The following is a 16,689-nucleotide window of genomic DNA, read 5'->3' as shown; positions in this document are numbered from 1 at the left end:
GCGCCGGAACGCAATATGCCGCCGTCTTGAAGTCGGCAATCCGCCGCCAGCCTTGCGAAACCTTCATCATTTGGCTAAGGAGGCCGCGCATTCAGCGGCCGGCGTCAGCCGGGCGTTCTCTTCCGCTTTCGGCTTCGAGCCGGCTTCAGTCAAAGGCATTTCGCTTCCATGGCGCGCATCGTGATGAAATTCGGCGGAACCTCCGTCGCCGACATCGCCCGCATCCGCAATGTGGCGCGTCACGTCAAACGCGAGGTCGATGCCGGCCACGAGGTGGCGGTCGTCGTTTCGGCGATGGCCGGCAAGACCAATGAACTGGTTGGCTGGACGCGCGAGGCCTCGCCGATGCACGACGCACGCGAATATGACGCGGTCGTCGCCTCCGGCGAACAGGTCACGGCCGGCCTCCTGGCGATCACCTTGCAGAATATGGGCGTGCATGCGCGCTCCTGGCAGGGCTGGCAGATCCCGATCAAGACCGACAACGCCCACGGCGCGGCGCGCATCCTCGACATTGACGGCGCGTTCCTGATCAAGCGTTTCGGCGAGGGCCAGGTGGCGGTGATCGCCGGATTCCAGGGCATCGGCCCGGACAATCGCATCTCCACGCTTGGCCGCGGCGGTTCCGACACCAGTGCCGTGGCCATCGCCGCGGCGGTCAAGGCCGATCGTTGCGACATCTACACCGACGTCGACGGGGTCTACACCACCGATCCGCGCATCGAGCCCAAGGCGCGGCGGCTGGCCAAGATTTCCTTCGAGGAAATGCTTGAAATGGCATCGCTCGGCGCCAAGGTTCTGCAGGTGCGTTCGGTCGAGCTTGCCATGGTGCACAGGGTGCGTACCTTCGTGCGGTCGTCCTTCGACGATCCCGATGCGCCCGGAATGGGGGATTTGCTCAATCCGCCCGGAACGCTCATTTGCGACGAGGAAGAGATCGTGGAACAGCAGGTCGTCACCGGAATTGCCTATGCCAAGGACGAAGCGCAGATTTCGCTGCGCCGTGTCGGCGACCGGCCGGGCGTCGCCGCCGGTATCTTCGGGCCGCTGGCCGAGGCAAACATCAATGTCGACATGATCGTCCAGAACATTTCCGAGGACGGCAAGTACACCGACATGACGTTTACCGTTCCTTCGGGGGATGTCGACAAGGCGCTTGCCGTGCTCGAACGCCTGAAGGCCTCCATCGGTTATGACGTCGTGCAATCGGAAGCCGGAATGTCCAAGGTCTCGGTCATCGGCATCGGCATGCGCAGCCATGCCGGCGTCGCCGCCACCGCTTTCAAGGCGCTGGCCGACAAGTCGATCAACATCCGCGCCATCACGACGTCCGAGATCAAGATTTCGATCCTGATCGACGGTCCGTACACTGAACTCGCGGTTCGTACTTTGCATTCGGTCTACGGTCTGGATAAGCAGTAGCAAGACTGAATCAGTTGTTGCGTGAGCGCCGGCCGCAGCCGAAACTGCGGCGGGCAAAATGCCCATTGGAGAAGAAGCCGCGATGCGTGATCAGGCCAGTGGCCCGCGCGTTTTGCTAAAACGGCTCCGCGAGCTCATGCAAGAGCCGCTGGAGCCGCAGGAGCGGCTTGACCGCATTGTGCGCGACATCGCCTCCAACATGGTCGCCGAAGTGTGCTCACTCTACGTGCTGCGCGCCGACTCGGTGCTCGAACTCTACGCCACCGAGGGTCTGAACCCGAACGCCGTCCACCTGGCGCAGTTGCGGCTGGGGCAAGGTCTGGTCGGCACAATCGCGGCAAGCGCGCGGCCGCTCAATCTTTCCAACGCGCAGGAACATCCGGCCTTCGCCTACCTGCCGGAGACCGGCGAAGAGATCTACAATTCCTTCCTTGGCGTGCCGGTGCTGCGGGCAGGGCGCACGCTCGGAGTGCTGGTCGTGCAGAACAAGACCATGCGCCACTACCGCGATGACGAGGTCGAGGCACTGGAAACCACGGCGATGGTCATTGCCGAGATGATCGCCACCGGCGATCTGGCGCGGCTGACCCGACCCGGGCTCGAACTCGATTTGCGCCGCCCGGTCAGCTTCACCGGCCTGTCGTTCAATGAAGGCGTCGGGCTTGGTCACGTCGTGCTGCACGAGCCGCGCATCGTCGTCACCAATCTGTTCAACGAGGACAGCGAGGAAGAAGTTCGGCGGCTCGAAAGCTCGCTCGGCTCGCTCCGGCTCTCCATCGACGACATGCTGGAACGCCGCGACGTCGCCTTCGAAGGCGAGCATCGCCAGGTGCTTGAAGCCTATCGCATGTTCGCCAACGATCGCGGCTGGGTGCGCCGGCTGGAAGAGGCGATCCGCAATGGCCTGACGGCCGAGGCCGCGGTGGAAAAAGTGCAGAGCGACATGCGCGCCCGCATGCTGCACATGACCGATCCCTATCTGCGCGAGCGGATGAGCGATTTCGACGACCTCGCCAACCGGCTGCTGCGCCAGTTGATGGGGCGCGGGCCGGAGGATGTCGCGGCCTCGCTGCCGAAGGACGCCATCATCGTCGCCCGCTCGATGGGGGCCGCCGAACTGCTCGACTATCCCAGAGAGAAGATGCGCGGGCTGGTACTCGAGGATGGTGCCGCCACCAGCCACGTCGTCATCGTCGCGCGCGCCATGGGTATCCCGGTCGCCGGCCAGATGAAGGGCGCCGTTTCCATGGCGGAAAATGGCGATGCCATCATCGTCGACGGCGAAGAGGGCGTGATCCATTTGCGGCCGCAGCCCGATCTCGAGGCCGCCTATGCCGAAAAGGTGCGTTTCCGGGCTCGCCGGCAAGAGGTTTACCGCGAGCTGCGCAAAAAGCCGTCGATGACCAAGGACGGGGTGCAGGTCGACCTTCTGATGAATGCGGGGCTTGCCGTCGACCTGCCGCAGCTTGCCGAGGCCGGGGCGGCCGGCATTGGCCTGTTCCGCACGGAACTGCAGTTCATGGTCGCTTCGACGTTTCCCCGTGCCGAGGCCCAGGAGCGGCTCTATCGCGACGTGCTCGACGCGGCGCGCGACAAGCCGGTTACCTTCCGCACCATCGATATCGGCGGTGACAAGGTGCTGCCCTATTTCAAGGGCTCCATCCAGGAAGAGAACCCGGCGCTCGGCTGGCGGGCGATTCGTCTCACCCTCGACCGGCCGGGGCTGCTGCGCACCCAGATCCGCGCCTTGCTCAAGGCCAGTGGCGGGCGTGAGCTCAAGCTGATGCTGCCGATGGTGACCGAGCTTGGCGAGATTGCCCAGGCGCGCGAGATCATCGACCGCGAGGTGCGGCATCTGTCGCGTTTTGCGCACCATCTGCCGACCAGCCTCAAGCTGGGCGCCATGCTGGAGGTGCCGTCGCTTCTGTTCCAGCTCGACGAATTGATGAAAGCGGTCGACTTCGTTTCGGTCGGTTCGAACGACCTCTTCCAGTTCGTCATGGCCGTCGACCGCGGCAACACACAATTGGCCAACCGCTTCGATACGCTGTCGGCGCCGTTCCTGCGCGTCCTGAAGCAGATCGCCGATGCCGGCGTGCGTAACCACACGCCGGTGACGCTGTGCGGCGAACTCGCCGGCAAGCCGATCTCGGCGATGGCCCTGATCGGTCTCGGTTTTCGCTCGATCTCGATGTCGCCGGCCTCGATCGGCCCCGTCAAGGCGATGCTGACGGAACTGCCGCTGGAGGAGTTGAAGGCGTTCTTCGACGACAATCTGATGGCGCCGGCGCAGGGGCTGCCGATGCGGGCGCTGCTGCAGGCCTTTGCCGACGACCGCTCGATCCCATTGTAGCGCCTGATCATGGTCAACCTGCCCCGCGATCGTATGGATCAAGTCGTCAAGCGTTTCGAGATGCTCGAAGCGCAGATGTCGGCCGGGCCGGCGCCGGATGCCTATGTGCGGATGGCGTCGGAATATGCCGAAATCCAGGACATGGTGGCAAAGGTCAGGGCGTTGCGCGCGGCCGAGCATGAGCAGGCCGACCTCGAAGCGATGCTTTCCGACAAGGGCACCGATGCCGAGATGCGAGCCTTGGCGGAGGCCGACCTGCCGGAGGTCGAGGACCGCATCGAGGCGCTGCAGAAGGACATCCAGATCCTTTTGCTGCCCAAGGATGCCGCCGACGACAAGAATGCCATTCTCGAAATCCGCGCCGGCACCGGCGGCGATGAGGCAGCCCTGTTCGCCGGCGACCTGTTTCGCATGTATGAGCGCTACGCCGCCGCGCGCGGCTGGCGGTTCGAGACGGTGTCGGCCAGCGACGGCGATGCCGGCGGCTACAAGGAAATCATCGCCACGGTGTCGGGCAGGGGTGTCTTTGCCCATCTGAAATTCGAATCCGGCGTGCATCGCGTGCAGCGTGTGCCGGCGACCGAGGCGAGCGGCCGTATCCACACGTCGGCGGCGACAGTGGCCGTGCTGCCGGAAGCGGAAGAAGTCGACATCGACATAAGGGCTGAAGACATCCGCATCGACACGATGCGCGCTTCCGGCTCCGGAGGCCAGCACGTCAACACCACCGATTCGGCCGTCCGCATCACCCATTTGCCGACTGGCATCATGGTGGTGCAGGCGGAAAAGTCGCAGCACCAGAACCGCGCGAAGGCCATGCAGATCCTGCGGGCACGACTCTATGACCTGGAGCGTAGCAAGGTTGACGATGAGCGCTCGGAATCGCGCAAGTCGCAGGTCGGCTCGGGCGACCGATCGGAGCGCATCCGCACCTATAATTTCCCGCAAGGGCGGGTCACCGACCACCGCATCAACCTGACGCTCTACAAGCTCGACCGGGTGATGATGGGTGAACTCGACGAGATCATCGACGCGCTGATCGCCGATCACCAGTCGAAGCTGCTTGCCGACATCGGCATCGATGGCTGACAAACTGCCCGAGACGCTGGGGCCGCTGCTTCGGGAAGCGCGGTCGCGGCTTGCCGTGGCCGCTGCCAATGATCCGGCACTCGACGCGCGGCTGATCGTCGAACATTTTTCCGGCACGAGCCGTACGCAGGCGATTGCCGATCCGGAACGCAAGGTCGAGGCGGCCGCTCTCGCGGCAATCGATGCCGCTTTGCGACGACGCGCTGGCGGCGAGCCGGTGCACCGCATCCTGGGCTATCGTGAATTCTACGGTTTGCGCCTGTCGCTGTCGCCGGAAACGCTGGAACCGCGGCCGGATACCGAAACGCTGGTCGAGGCGGCGCTGCCCTTCGTCGAGGCGATTGCGGCGCGGGAAGGCGAATGCCGCATCCTTGATCTCGGCACTGGAACCGGCGCCATTGCGCTGGCGCTGCTCAGCGTCGCGCCGGCCGCGATCGCCACAGGCGTTGACATTGCCGCTGGCGCGCTGGCGACGGCGACCCGTAATGCCAGGCAACTCGGGCTTGGCGGCCGGTTCACGGCGCTCCAGTCCGACTGGTTCGAAAAAGTTTCCGGCCGTTACCATGTAATTGCCGCAAACCCTCCCTATATACGATCGCAAGACATTGGAAATCTGCAGGACGAAGTCCGCGATTTCGACCCGCGCCTGGCCCTTGATGGCGGTGCGGATGGGTTGGCCCCGTACAGAATCATCGCCGCCGAGGCGGCAAGGTTTCTGGAAGCCGAAGGCAGAATCGCGGTTGAGATCGGCCACACGCAGCGCAACCAGGTCAGCGAGATATTCCGCGCAGCCGGCTATGCGGCCGCTGGGGTGTTTGGCGATCTCGGCGGAAACGACAGGGTTCTTGTCTTTCAACAGGGAAAGCCTTGACGCAGTGCGAAAAAAGCGCTTGGCAATACAGGGGAATGCGGCTAGGGTCGCCTCAACCGGATGAGACGAAGCAGGCAGTGCTCTTAGCGATTCGGTTCCCTTGGAAATAGCTGCCTTCTTGCGCAAACGACGCCCAAGCTTCGTGCGGGAATCGTCCGGCAAGTGATGTAACCGGAACAGGATGGCACGTGGCGCCAACGCAATCGATGCGGGCGAACGCCGGTGAAGAGACGAAACGGCTGGCTGCATGAGCGCCTCCGTTCGTGAAGAGTTTTTCGAAAATTTCAAAATGAAGAGAGTCGAATGAGGCCACAACAGCAGAACAGGCGCATGCGCGGTCGCAACAATAGTGGCGGCGGCGGTGGCAACAACAATAATAACAACAACAACCGCAAGGGGCCAAATCCCCTGACGCGCAACTACGAGAGCAATGGCCCGGACGTGAAGATTCGCGGATCGGCTCAGCAGATCGCCGAAAAATATGCCACCCTTGCCCGTGACGCGCACAGCTCCGGCGACCGGGTCATGGCGGAAAATTATCTCCAGCACGCCGAACACTACAATCGCATCATCGCGGCCGCGCAGGCGCAAATGCCAATCCAGAACGTCCAGCAGAATCGCGACGACTTCGACGATGACGGCGATGAGGATCGTGACGAGTTCGATAATGCCGGCAATAGCGGGAACGCCAATTCCGAGACACAGGTGCCCGCAGTCAGCCATGGCGCCGGTCCGCAGCCGATCATCGAGGGTATGCCGGCCGAGGTCGCGCTGAACCGGGAAGGCGGCCGCGACACGCGTGACAACAATGGCGGACGCAACAATGGCGGCCGCGACAACAATGGCGGGCGCCATCGCGATCGTCGCCCCAATGGCGGTTATGGCCAGGGTGGCCAGCGCGACTATGGTTCGTCGGCCGAACAAGGCGGTCAGCAGCAGCGCAACGAGGCCCCGATCCAGGCGGAGACCGGCTCGCCAACTGAATCCAGTGCGTCCGAATCCATTGCCGCCGAGGTGGCTCCGCTGTTCGAGCACCTGTCGCCGGCAGATCTTGCCGCCCGGGCAGAACTCAATGAGCAGGCTGCCGAAAGCAGTGCCGCCCGTCGCCCGAGGCGTCCGCGCCGTCCGCGCGTCAATGCCGACCAGGTCGACGGTGGTGGCGACAATGCCGACGCCGGCGAGGTGGCTATAGCCCCGGTCGACAGCGGCAACGCCGAACCGGTGATCGTCGACATCGACAACTGATCGAACGGCTCTTCAAGACATTGAACGGCGGGGAGAAATCTCCGCCGTTTTTGTTTTGTGCCGCGGCGGAATATTATGCGTTGACCGATATCAAAGCGTCTTGAGACAGCATGGCCTATGCACCATATCTCGGCTGAACAGGATCCGGCTCGAATGGGCGGGTCCGTCACCGCAATCTGATCCGGTGCCGCAAAGCGGGCCGGTGATGGAAGGAGACAGATATGAACCTTGAGAAATATTCCGAGCGCGTGCGCGGTTTCATCCAGTCCGCACAGACCATGGCGCTCTCGCGCAACCACCAGCAATTCACTCCCGAACACATGCTGAAAGTTCTCGTCGATGATGACGAGGGCTTGGCCGCGTCGCTGATCGAGCGCGCCGGCGGCAGCGTTCGCGACGTCAAACTCGGCGTCGAGGCGGCACTCGAGGCGATGCCGAAGGTCGAAGGCGGCAATGGCCAGCTCTATCTGGCACAGCCGCTGGCCAAGGTGTTTTCGACGGCGGAGGAACTGGCCAAGAAAGCCGGCGACAGCTTTGTCACGGTCGAGCGGCTGCTGCAGGCGCTCGCCATGGAGAAATCGGCCAAGACCGCCGAGATCCTGGCCAAGGCCGGCGTCACCGCGCAGGCGTTGAACCAGGTCATCAATGACCTCCGCAAGGGCCGCACCGCCGATTCGGCGAGTGCCGAGCAGGGCTATGACGCGCTGAAGAAATATGCGCGCGACCTGACCGCCGATGCCCGTGCCGGCAAGCTCGATCCGGTCATAGGCCGTGACGACGAGATCCGCCGCACCATCCAGGTGCTGTCGCGCCGCACCAAGAACAATCCGGTGCTGATCGGCGAGCCGGGCGTCGGCAAGACGGCGATCGCCGAAGGCCTGGCGCTGCGCATCGTCAACGGCGACGTGCCGGAATCGCTCAAGGACAAGCAGTTGATGGCGCTCGACATGGGCTCATTGATCGCGGGCGCCAAGTATCGCGGCGAGTTCGAGGAGCGGCTGAAGGCCGTGCTTTCGGAAGTCACCTCTGCCGCTGGCGGGATCATCCTGTTCATCGACGAGATGCACACGCTAGTCGGTGCCGGCAAGGCGGATGGCGCCATGGATGCGTCGAACCTCTTGAAGCCGGCGCTGGCGCGCGGTGAACTGCATTGCGTCGGCGCGACCACGCTGGATGAGTATCGCAAGCATGTCGAGAAGGATCCCGCTCTTGCCCGCCGTTTCCAGCCCGTGTTCGTCGACGAGCCGTCGGTGGAAGACACTGTCTCGATCCTGCGCGGCCTGAAGGAGAAATATGAGCAGCACCACAAGGTGCGCATCTCCGATTCGGCGCTGGTGGCGGCGGCGACGCTGTCCAACCGCTACATTGCCGACCGCTTCCTGCCGGACAAGGCGATCGACCTGGTCGACGAAGCCGCCTCGCGGCTGCGCATGCAGGTCGATTCCAAGCCCGAGGCGCTGGACGAAATCGATCGCCGCATCATGCAGCTCAAGATCGAACGCGAGGCGCTGAAGGTCGAGACGGATGACGCGTCGAAGGACCGGCTCGCCCGCCTGGAAAAGGAACTCGTCGGCCTCGAGGAGGAATCGACCGAGATCACCGCGAAATGGCAGGCGGAGAAGCAGAAGCTCGGGCTGGCGGCTGACCTCAAGAAGCAGCTCGACGAGGCTCGCAACGACCTCGCCATTGCCCAGCGCAAGGGTGAATTCCAGCGCGCTGGCGAGCTTGCCTATGGCAAGATCCCGGAGCTGGAAAAGAAGCTCAAGGACGCCGAAGCCCAGGACGGCAAGGTCGGCATGGTCGAAGAGGTGGTCACCCCCGACCACGTCGCCCATATCGTCTCGCGCTGGACCGGTATTCCGGTCGACAAGATGCTGCAGGGCGAGCGCGACAAGTTGTTGCGCATGGAAGACGAGATCGGCAAGCGCGTCGTCGGCCAGGGCGAGGCGGTGCAAGCCGTCTCGAAAGCCGTGCGCCGGGCGCGGGCCGGCCTGCAGGATCCGAACCGGCCGATCGGCTCGTTCATGTTCCTCGGACCGACGGGCGTCGGCAAGACCGAACTGACCAAGGCCTTGGCCAGCTTCCTGTTCGACGACGAGAGCGCCATGGTGCGCATCGACATGTCGGAGTTCATGGAGAAGCACTCGGTCTCGCGGCTGATCGGCGCGCCTCCCGGCTATGTCGGTTACGAGGAAGGCGGCGCGCTGACCGAAGCCGTGCGGCGCCGGCCCTATCAGGTCGTGCTCTTCGACGAGATCGAGAAGGCGCATCCGGACGTGTTCAACGTGCTGCTGCAAGTGCTCGATGACGGTCGCCTGACCGACGGGCAGGGCCGTACCGTCGATTTCCGCAACACGCTGATCATCATGACGTCGAATCTCGGCGCCGAATATCTGGTCAATCTTGGCGAGGACCAGGATGTCGACCAGGTTCGCGACGAGGTGATGAACGTCGTCAAGGTTTCGTTCCGGCCGGAGTTCCTCAACCGCATCGACGAGGTGATCCTGTTCCACAGGCTGCGCCGGCAGGATATGGGCCGCATCGTCGAGATCCAGCTCAAGCGGCTGGAAAACCTGCTTGTCGACCGCAAGATCACGCTCGACCTCGACCAGGAGGCGATCGACTGGCTGGCGGCCAAGGGTTACGACCCGGCCTATGGCGCGCGGCCATTGAAGCGGGTGATGCAGAAGGAACTGCAGGATCCGCTGGCGGAGAAGATCCTGCTTGGCGACATCCTCGACGGCTCGACCGTCAAGGTGACGGCCGGCTCCGACCGGCTGAACTTCCGCTCGAAGCCGACGATAGTCGCGGCCGAGGCAGCAGCCTGATACGACGCCGCGCATCCATTCTGGATGCGCGGCGTTTTCATATGAATGGCGAGGGCAGGGATGACGCTGGACGAGTACAACAGCTTCTGTGCCTCGCTGCCTTCAACGACCCATGTCGTCCAATGGGGCGGTGCCCATGTCTGGAAGGTCGGGGCCAAGGTCTTTGCGATCGGCGGCTGGGATCAAGGCCAGCAGCTCTTCGTCACCTTCAAATGCTCCGACATTGCCTATGACGTGCTCAAGGAGCTACCGGGACTGCGGCCGGCGCCCTATCTTGCCTCGCGCGGCATGACATGGATCCAGCGTCGGACAAGCCAGAGTGTGGATGATGCTGCGCTGAAGGACTATCTGCGCGAGAGCCATCGCCTGGTTGTCCTCAAGCTGACGAAGCAGGCGTGCAAGGAACTGGGGCTTGCCGCACGCTAGCTGACATTCATCGAGGCGCCGGAAAACCGCCATCTTCATGCCCGGTTCATGTTGGAACCATATGTTGGGTAACTGGTTTGTTGGCGAAGGGTTCGCCTCACAGGGACACTGCCGGGCGGCGGCAATTACGGACCGGAGAGTTTGGCCACCATGTTGCGGACGATCTTCACCCTCTCGGCGCTCGCCGCCGGGATACTTTCTTCAAGTGCAATGGCCGCGCCGACCGACGATACCTCGCCACGGGCTGTTCGCACTGCTGCTGCCAGCGGCATCCTTGTCGCCCAGGACGGCAATCTGGACATCTATTACGACGCCAGGGGCAACCGCGTCATTGTCGATGCCGATACCGGCAAGGTGATCGCCATCCAGCCGCCGCAGACACGGCTCGACCGTCGCGCGCTACGTCGTGAGACAAGGCTGCGCGAGCTTGGTCGCGTCCCCGCCGAAGACGACCGCTACTATCTCGACGATCCGGAAGATATGGCGCGGCTCCGCCGCAAGCAGTTGCAAGAGGAAGGCCGGGTCATCCCGCCGCCGGCCGACGAATACGATCCCAATAGTGACAATTCGGTGGAAGCCTACCCGCCGGCGCCCCAGGACGACGGCAGCTACGACAACAATTATCCCGAGGCACCACAGCCGGCAGAGCCGCGCACCATCAAGCGTCAGCCGCTCGACGAGGCATCGATAGAACCTGTCCAGCCGGCAGCGCCCGCCGAACAGGCAGCGCCTGCCGATCAGGCGGCACTGCCACCAAAGGCCGGCGACAAGACCACTGTCGAGCCGTCGCTTTCGCTGGGAGCGCGCCAGGATGTCGCCGCGCTTCAGGTGCTGCTCGACCGGGGCGGCGCTTCACCTGGCGTCATCGATGGGCGGTTCGGTTCGAATGTCGACAAGGCGCTCGCCGCCTACAACGAAATCACGGGCAGCAATCTGCGATCGACCGATGCGGTCGGAATCCAGACGGCCCTTGCACAATCCGGCGGCGATGCCTTCGCCAACTACACCATCACACCGGAAGATGCGGCCGGCCCCTATGTCGCCTCGATCCCGGAAGACTACAGCCAGAAGGCGCAGCTCGACCGCATGGGCTACATTTCGGTGACCGAAGCGCTCGCCGAGCGCTTCCACATGGACGAGAATTATCTCAAGGCGCTCAACCCGGACGCCAACTTCAATCGCCCGGGCACGATCATCAAGGTGGCCAATTTTGGCCGGCTGGTCTCGACGCCGGTCGCCCGCATCGTCGCCGACAAGGGCAAGAAAGAGGTTTTCGCCTATGACGCGGGGGGCAAGCTGGTCGCGGCCTATCCCGCGACCATCGGCTCTTCGGATACGCCGTCACCGTCCGGTACGCACACGGTGTCGCGCGTCGCGCTCGATCCGAACTACACCTACAACCCCAACATCAATTTCAAGCAGGGTCAGAACGACAAGATCCTGACCATTCCGCCGGGTCCCAACGGCCCGGTCGGATCGGTGTGGATCGCGCTCGACAAGCCGACCTATGGCATCCATGGCACACCGGACCCGTCGAAGATCGGCAAGACCGAAAGCCATGGCTGCGTGCGCCTGACCAACTGGGATGCGCGAGAACTCGCCAAGCTCGTCTCGCCGGGTGTCACCGTTGAGTTTGTCGATTGAAGAGCCAGCGGCCTCCGCTGCGCCTCAGCCGATGATCCTGCGCACCCACTTCGCGCTTGGCGTGGCCGCGTAGATCAGCTGCACCACCAGAATGAAGCCGACGCTGAGCAACGGGGTGATCAGGCAGAGTGCGGCCCCGATCGCCCACAGGATCTGCGCCTTGACGATACGCAGGTAGACCGTGTGTCGCGTCTCCGCATCGACATCTTCCGCCAGAAAGCCGCTTTGCTCCGCATAACGCCAGCTGGCGAACAGCGTGACGCCGAGCATCAGCAGATTGAGCCAGTAGACGAGCACCGCGGTCCTTAATTCGAGGAAGTCGGCCAACAGGTCGGTCGAGAACGGCAGCAGGGCGATGAAGGCGAGAAAGCAGAGATTCAGCGTGGCAAGCCGTCTGTCGGATTTGGCGATCAACCCATGCTGCGCCTGCTGGCCGAACCAGAAGATCGTCAGCGTCAGGAAACTCAAGGCATAGGTCAGGAAGCGTGGCGCGAGTGCTGCGATCGCGGCAAGCAGATCGCGTTCCGAATGGATCGGCTCGTGCGCCGGGACCCGGATCTCGAGCACGATCAGGGTGAGCGCGATGGCGAACACCCCGTCGGTGATGCCGACGATGCGGCCGCGTCCCTCCGCCGATGGTTCGAGTGGACGCTTCATCGATTTCTCCCCGCCAGCAGCTCCCCGGAAACTTAGCATGACTGCCGCCGTTTGCACCCGGAGAGGTGCCACCCTGGCAAGACCGCTGGTCTGAGGGTGAGACTGGTTTCAATGACTGCGAGCCACTGGCCGGTTGTTGCCGGCGCGCTGGAGGTCTAAGCAAGGTTCCATGCATTCCCCAAGCGAAGTCGCCACGGTCCCGCTGGCCAGCCCGGCCACGAACGGTACGTTCTGTCCGCAATCGCGGCGGCGATTTGTGTTGATCGCGGCGATCCTGGCCTCGGCACTTGGCTTCATCGACGGTTCGATCCTGGCCATCGCCATGCCGGCGATCCGTGTCAACCTCGGCGCCAGCCTTGCCGAGGCGCAATGGATTTCCAATGCCTATGCGTTGACGCTCTCGGCGCTGATCCTTGCCGGCGGCGCCGCCGGCGATCGATTCGGGTTGCGCCGCGCCTTTGTGGCAGGCATTGCGCTGTTCATTGTTGCCTCGCTTGCCTGTGCCTTGGCGCCGAATGCGGCTGTGCTGATCGCGTTTCGCGCCATCCAGGGCATTGGTGCCGCGATCATGGTGCCGGGCAGCCTCGCCATCATCGCCAAGGCCTACCCGAAGAAAGAACGCGGCCGCGCGATAGGCATCTGGGCGGCGGCTTCGGCGCTGACCACGGCGCTTGGCCCGGTGCTCGGCGGCCTTGTGCTCTCGGCTTTCGGCGACGGCATCTGGCGGGCGATCTTCGCCATCAACCTGCCGCTCGGCCTCATCTCGATCTATCTTCTGCTGGCCAAGATCCCGGCCGATGCGCCGACGGCCAAACGCAGTCTGGATCTCGGCGGTGCGGCGCTTGCGACATTGGCCTTCGGCGCGCTCGCCTACGGGCTGACCTCGATGAGCGCCAGCGGCGAGGGTCATATGTCGGGACCAAGCATTGCCGCCGGCGCCGTATTGCTGGCTGTCTTCATCTTCTTCGAGCGTCGGCAGCGCGAGCCGATGATCGATCTGTCGCTGTTTCGCATCGGCGCTTTCGCCGGCGCCAATGTCGCAACGTTCTTCCTCTATTTCGCGCTGTCGGCCAATCTTTTCTATCTGCCGATGCTGCTGATCGCCGGTTGGGGATTGAGCACGGCCGAGGTCGGCTTCATCTTCCTGCCCTTGTCGGCATCGATCGCGCTCCTGTCGGGACCGGTCGGCCAGCTGTCGGATCGGATCGGGCCGCGTTTTCCGATTGCCTGCGGCAGTCTGGTCGTGGCTCTCGCCTTCGCCGGACTTGCGTTGCTTACCCATGCCGGCATCCACAATTTCTGGGCGGGGACATTTCCGCTGATGGCGCTGATGGGGCTCGGCATGGCGCTGGTGGTGTCGCCGCTGTCGACCGCGATCATGACGGCAGTGGAAGACAAGGATACGGGCGCTGCCTCAGGCATAAACAATGCCGTTTCGCGCATCGGCGGCCTGATCGCGGTGGCGGCGATGGGGTCGCTTGCCGCCTGGGTCTACACGAATGCACTGGATGGGAATGCGGTGCCCGGCGTACCTGGCTTCGGCGAACCGGCACCGGCCGGACTTGCGCCGGCACTCGATGCGGCAAGGCTCGCCGCCAGCGATGCTGCGTTTTCCGCTGTCTCGTCGGTGACAGCGCTGCTTTGCCTGCTTTCGGCTGTCATCGCGTGGACGACCATTTCCGGCGAGCGGCTGCCATGGTCGCGGCGTGCCGAAGATCCCCAAGGCTGAACTTCAACGAATCAGCCGTCGATCTTGGCGCTCGCGACTTTCAGCGAATCGCTGTCTTCCTGCTTCAGCAGGTCGTCGATGCGCTCGCGCTCGCGCTTGAAGGCGACGAGGTCATCGCCTTTCAGCACCTTGCCAACCGGCAGCCGGACGCGCATCGAATCGACCTTGGTGCCGTTGACGATCAGCTCGTAATGGAGGTGCGGACCGGTGGAGAGACCGGTCTGGCCGAGATAACCGATGACCTGGCCCTGGCGGACATGAACGCCGGGTTCGATGCCTTTGGCAAAAGCGCTCTGGTGGTTGTACGACGTCTCGTAGCCGTTGGCATGGCGCAGGATGATCTGCTTGCCATAGCCGCCGGCCCAGCCCGCCTTCTCAACGACGCCGTTGCCGGCGGCGATGATCGGCGATCCGATGGGAGCGGCCCAATCGGTGCCTGTGTGCATGCGGACATAGCCGAGGATTGGATGCTTGCGGGCACCAAACCCGGAGGTAAATCTGCCGTTGGGCAGCGGGTTGCGCAGCAGGAACTGCTCGGCGCTCGAGCCGTCCTCGTCGAAATAGTCGGTGCTGCCGTCCTGCATCTGGAAGCGATAGAAGTTGCGTGTCGTGCCGCCGAATGTCGCCGAGACGTAAAGAAGTTCGGAACTGTCCGAGGTCTGGTCGTCGCCATCGGGTTGCGAGAACAGCACTTCGAGGCGGTCGGAGGGGTTGAGGCGGGACTGAAAGTCGACGTCTGATGCCAGCAGCTTGATCAGCCGTTGTGTCATCTTCTTCGACATGCCGTAGGAATAGGCGGTGCGGTAGATGCCGTCATAGATGTTGGGCAGGTTGCCGCGCACCACCACCGGTGCCGACGAATCATCGAACGCCGTCAGCAATTCGGGGTTCGGATCCGGCTCCTGCGCCGGCACATACTGACCGCGATCGTCGAGCGCGATGGTGACGATGTGCTGGGTCCTGTCGTAGACGCTGGTGCGGACGACCTTGGCGGCATCGCCACGCACCTCGAGACCGACACGAAGTACGGTTCCGGCCTTGAGCGCCGTCGCGTTGAGCAGCTTGGTGATCGCCTCGGCCATGCCGGTGGCGTCGTCTCCCGTATAGCCCGAATCAGCAAAGGCCTCGGTGATGTCGAGATCCTTGGTGAAGGGGATGATTTCCTCGGCGAACGCCGGCGCCTGGTCGTCGGCGGCGGCGCGCGGCGCCACCGAGACGTTTTCCGGCACGATCTTGACGTCGTAGGACCCGGCCATGCTCTCGGCAAAGGCTTCGCCAAATCGCTGCGGATCGACATAATGGAGCGAAGCAACCTGGACGGCGCCGTCGCTGAGGTCGGTGCCCGCTTCACGCACCACCTTTTCCACCTCATCGGCGGACAGGTCGCTCTTTTCGTCGAAGGAAGCCGTCTCGATCGGAAAGTCGACGGTCTTCAGGCTCATCTCGCTTTCGACCTTGGCGCCGTAGATCTGGCCGGAAGCGGCGGAGGCCGCCGCCGGCTGCGCCGCACCGTCGTCGCTGTCGTCGCCGAACACCTGCATGGGGTCGAAAGGCGGGTAGGCGCGGTTGGTGGTGTGGCCGGCGGCGAGCGCCATCTTGATCTGCACGAAAGGCATGGTGTGGATGACGTCACGGTCGCCGACCTTGGTGACCATCGACACTTCCATGCGGCGGCGGTCCTTGGCCTTGGCGATCTGACGCGGCGCCACCAGCCTTGTCGTCTTGGCCACCTCGCCGGAATCGCCATTGCTGGCCAGGCCGATCAGTTCGGCAATTTCGGGCGGGGTCGCCAGCTGCTGGCGCCCGTCGAGGGCGGCGAACAGCGCAACGCCCATCAGCACGCTCGAGGTCACGCCGGTGAGAAAGGTTCCCGACAGCCAGCGTGCGGAAACCTCACGCCGATCGGGCGGGCCGCTGCGGCCGTCCGCGATAAGCGGCGGCTCGTTGCCGAGTTCGGCTATGACATCTTCCGTGTCTGGCATCCAGAAGGGCTGCTTCTTCCCCGGGCGGAACGGCTTGTCGCTTTTGTTGTGGCCATGACATTTGCCTGTCACGGCAGGTGAAGTCAACGAAGCCCCAGGCCCCGGTCGTTTCCCCCTCGCGCACTTCTCTTATAGAGCCCTCTACAAAGAGAGGCGGTGCACCCTGTCTGCAGAGCTTATCGCGCACTTCCATATAAGGCTCTTGAAAGGGCACTGCGCGGTTGGCGCCACGCCCTTTTCATTGGCCTTGGTGTCGAACGGCAATGCGGCGGCAATAGGGCTCCTTCGTGGCCGCCCACCCGTGTTGTCCGCGTTCCGTTGGGGCAGTCGGCTACCAACAAAGTGAGCCCGAAATTTCTGTCGCAAAAAGTTCAAAAACTTCGAATGAGCTGTTGACAGTTCTTGTTGGTGGCGACTATATACGCCTCACCAACGAGGGCGGC

General features: G+C 63.6%; 11 protein-coding genes. 9 read left to right on the top strand and 2 right to left on the bottom strand.

Translation table 11 applies throughout. The features are described 5' to 3' along the window. Window positions 1–168 precede the first annotated feature (168 nt). The 8 genes from NR193_RS15815 to NR193_RS15780 all read left to right on the top strand — a co-directional run bounded on the left by NR193_RS15815 (window position 169) and on the right by NR193_RS15780 (window position 11,878). A complete protein-coding gene (locus NR193_RS15815) occupies window positions 169–1,422 on the top strand; it encodes an aspartate kinase (protein ID WP_256751723.1) in 1,254 nt (417 codons plus the stop codon). Between the two features lie 82 nt (window positions 1,423–1,504). After that, window positions 1,505–3,775, top strand: a complete 2,271-nt coding sequence (gene ptsP, locus NR193_RS15810) for a phosphoenolpyruvate--protein phosphotransferase (RefSeq protein ID WP_256751722.1) — start codon at window positions 1,505–1,507, stop codon at window positions 3,773–3,775. 9 nt (window positions 3,776–3,784) lie between these two features. Further along, window positions 3,785–4,864, top strand: a complete 1,080-nt coding sequence (gene prfA / locus NR193_RS15805; RefSeq protein ID WP_256751721.1) for a peptide chain release factor 1 — start codon at window positions 3,785–3,787, stop codon at window positions 4,862–4,864. Continuing rightward, on the top strand, window positions 4,857–5,735 hold the full coding sequence (gene prmC / locus NR193_RS15800) for a peptide chain release factor N(5)-glutamine methyltransferase (protein WP_256751720.1): 879 nt from the start codon (window positions 4,857–4,859) through the stop codon (window positions 5,733–5,735). Before prfA ends, prmC begins: the two co-directional genes overlap by 8 nt. 303 nt (window positions 5,736–6,038) lie before the next feature. Continuing rightward, window positions 6,039–6,980: a DUF4167 domain-containing protein gene (locus NR193_RS15795; protein ID WP_256751719.1), complete on the top strand. Its 942-nt coding sequence runs from the start codon at window positions 6,039–6,041 to the stop codon at window positions 6,978–6,980. Between the two features lie 221 nt (window positions 6,981–7,201). Then, window positions 7,202–9,808, top strand: a complete 2,607-nt coding sequence (gene clpB, locus NR193_RS15790; RefSeq protein WP_256751718.1) for an ATP-dependent chaperone ClpB — start codon at window positions 7,202–7,204, stop codon at window positions 9,806–9,808. 60 nt (window positions 9,809–9,868) lie between these two features. Then, window positions 9,869–10,234: an MmcQ/YjbR family DNA-binding protein gene (locus NR193_RS15785; RefSeq protein WP_256751717.1), complete on the top strand. Its 366-nt coding sequence runs from the start codon at window positions 9,869–9,871 to the stop codon at window positions 10,232–10,234. A 150-nt stretch (window positions 10,235–10,384) separates the two neighbouring features. Further along, window positions 10,385–11,878, top strand: coding sequence for a L,D-transpeptidase family protein (locus NR193_RS15780; RefSeq protein ID WP_256751716.1), 1,494 nt, complete (start codon window positions 10,385–10,387; stop codon window positions 11,876–11,878). Window positions 11,879–11,902: 24 nt separating this feature from the next. Here the strand turns inward: NR193_RS15780 and NR193_RS15775 are convergent, their stop codons facing one another. Continuing rightward, a complete protein-coding gene (locus NR193_RS15775; protein ID WP_256751715.1) occupies window positions 11,903–12,535 on the bottom strand; it encodes a TMEM175 family protein in 633 nt (210 codons plus the stop codon). Window positions 12,536–12,704: 169 nt separating this feature from the next. On the opposite strand from NR193_RS15775, the gene NR193_RS15770 reads away from it, so the two are divergent. Then, complete coding sequence (locus tag NR193_RS15770) at window positions 12,705–14,264, top strand: MFS transporter (RefSeq protein ID WP_256751714.1); 1,560 nt, start codon at window positions 12,705–12,707, stop codon at window positions 14,262–14,264. Window positions 14,265–14,275: 11 nt separating this feature from the next. On the opposite strand, the gene NR193_RS15765 is transcribed toward NR193_RS15770, so the two are convergent. Continuing rightward, the gene (locus NR193_RS15765; RefSeq protein ID WP_167365283.1) at window positions 14,276–16,246 is read right to left on the bottom strand and encodes a M23 family metallopeptidase; all 1,971 of its coding nucleotides are present in this window, start codon (window positions 16,244–16,246) and stop codon (window positions 14,276–14,278) included. Between the last annotated feature and the right edge of the window lie 443 nt (window positions 16,247–16,689).

This window comes from Mesorhizobium sp. Mes31 (assembly GCF_024519675.1).
In the GTDB taxonomy this organism is placed as follows: Bacteria; Pseudomonadota; Alphaproteobacteria; order Rhizobiales; family Rhizobiaceae; genus Mesorhizobium.
This window is presented reverse-complemented; position numbering and strand designations above follow the sequence as displayed.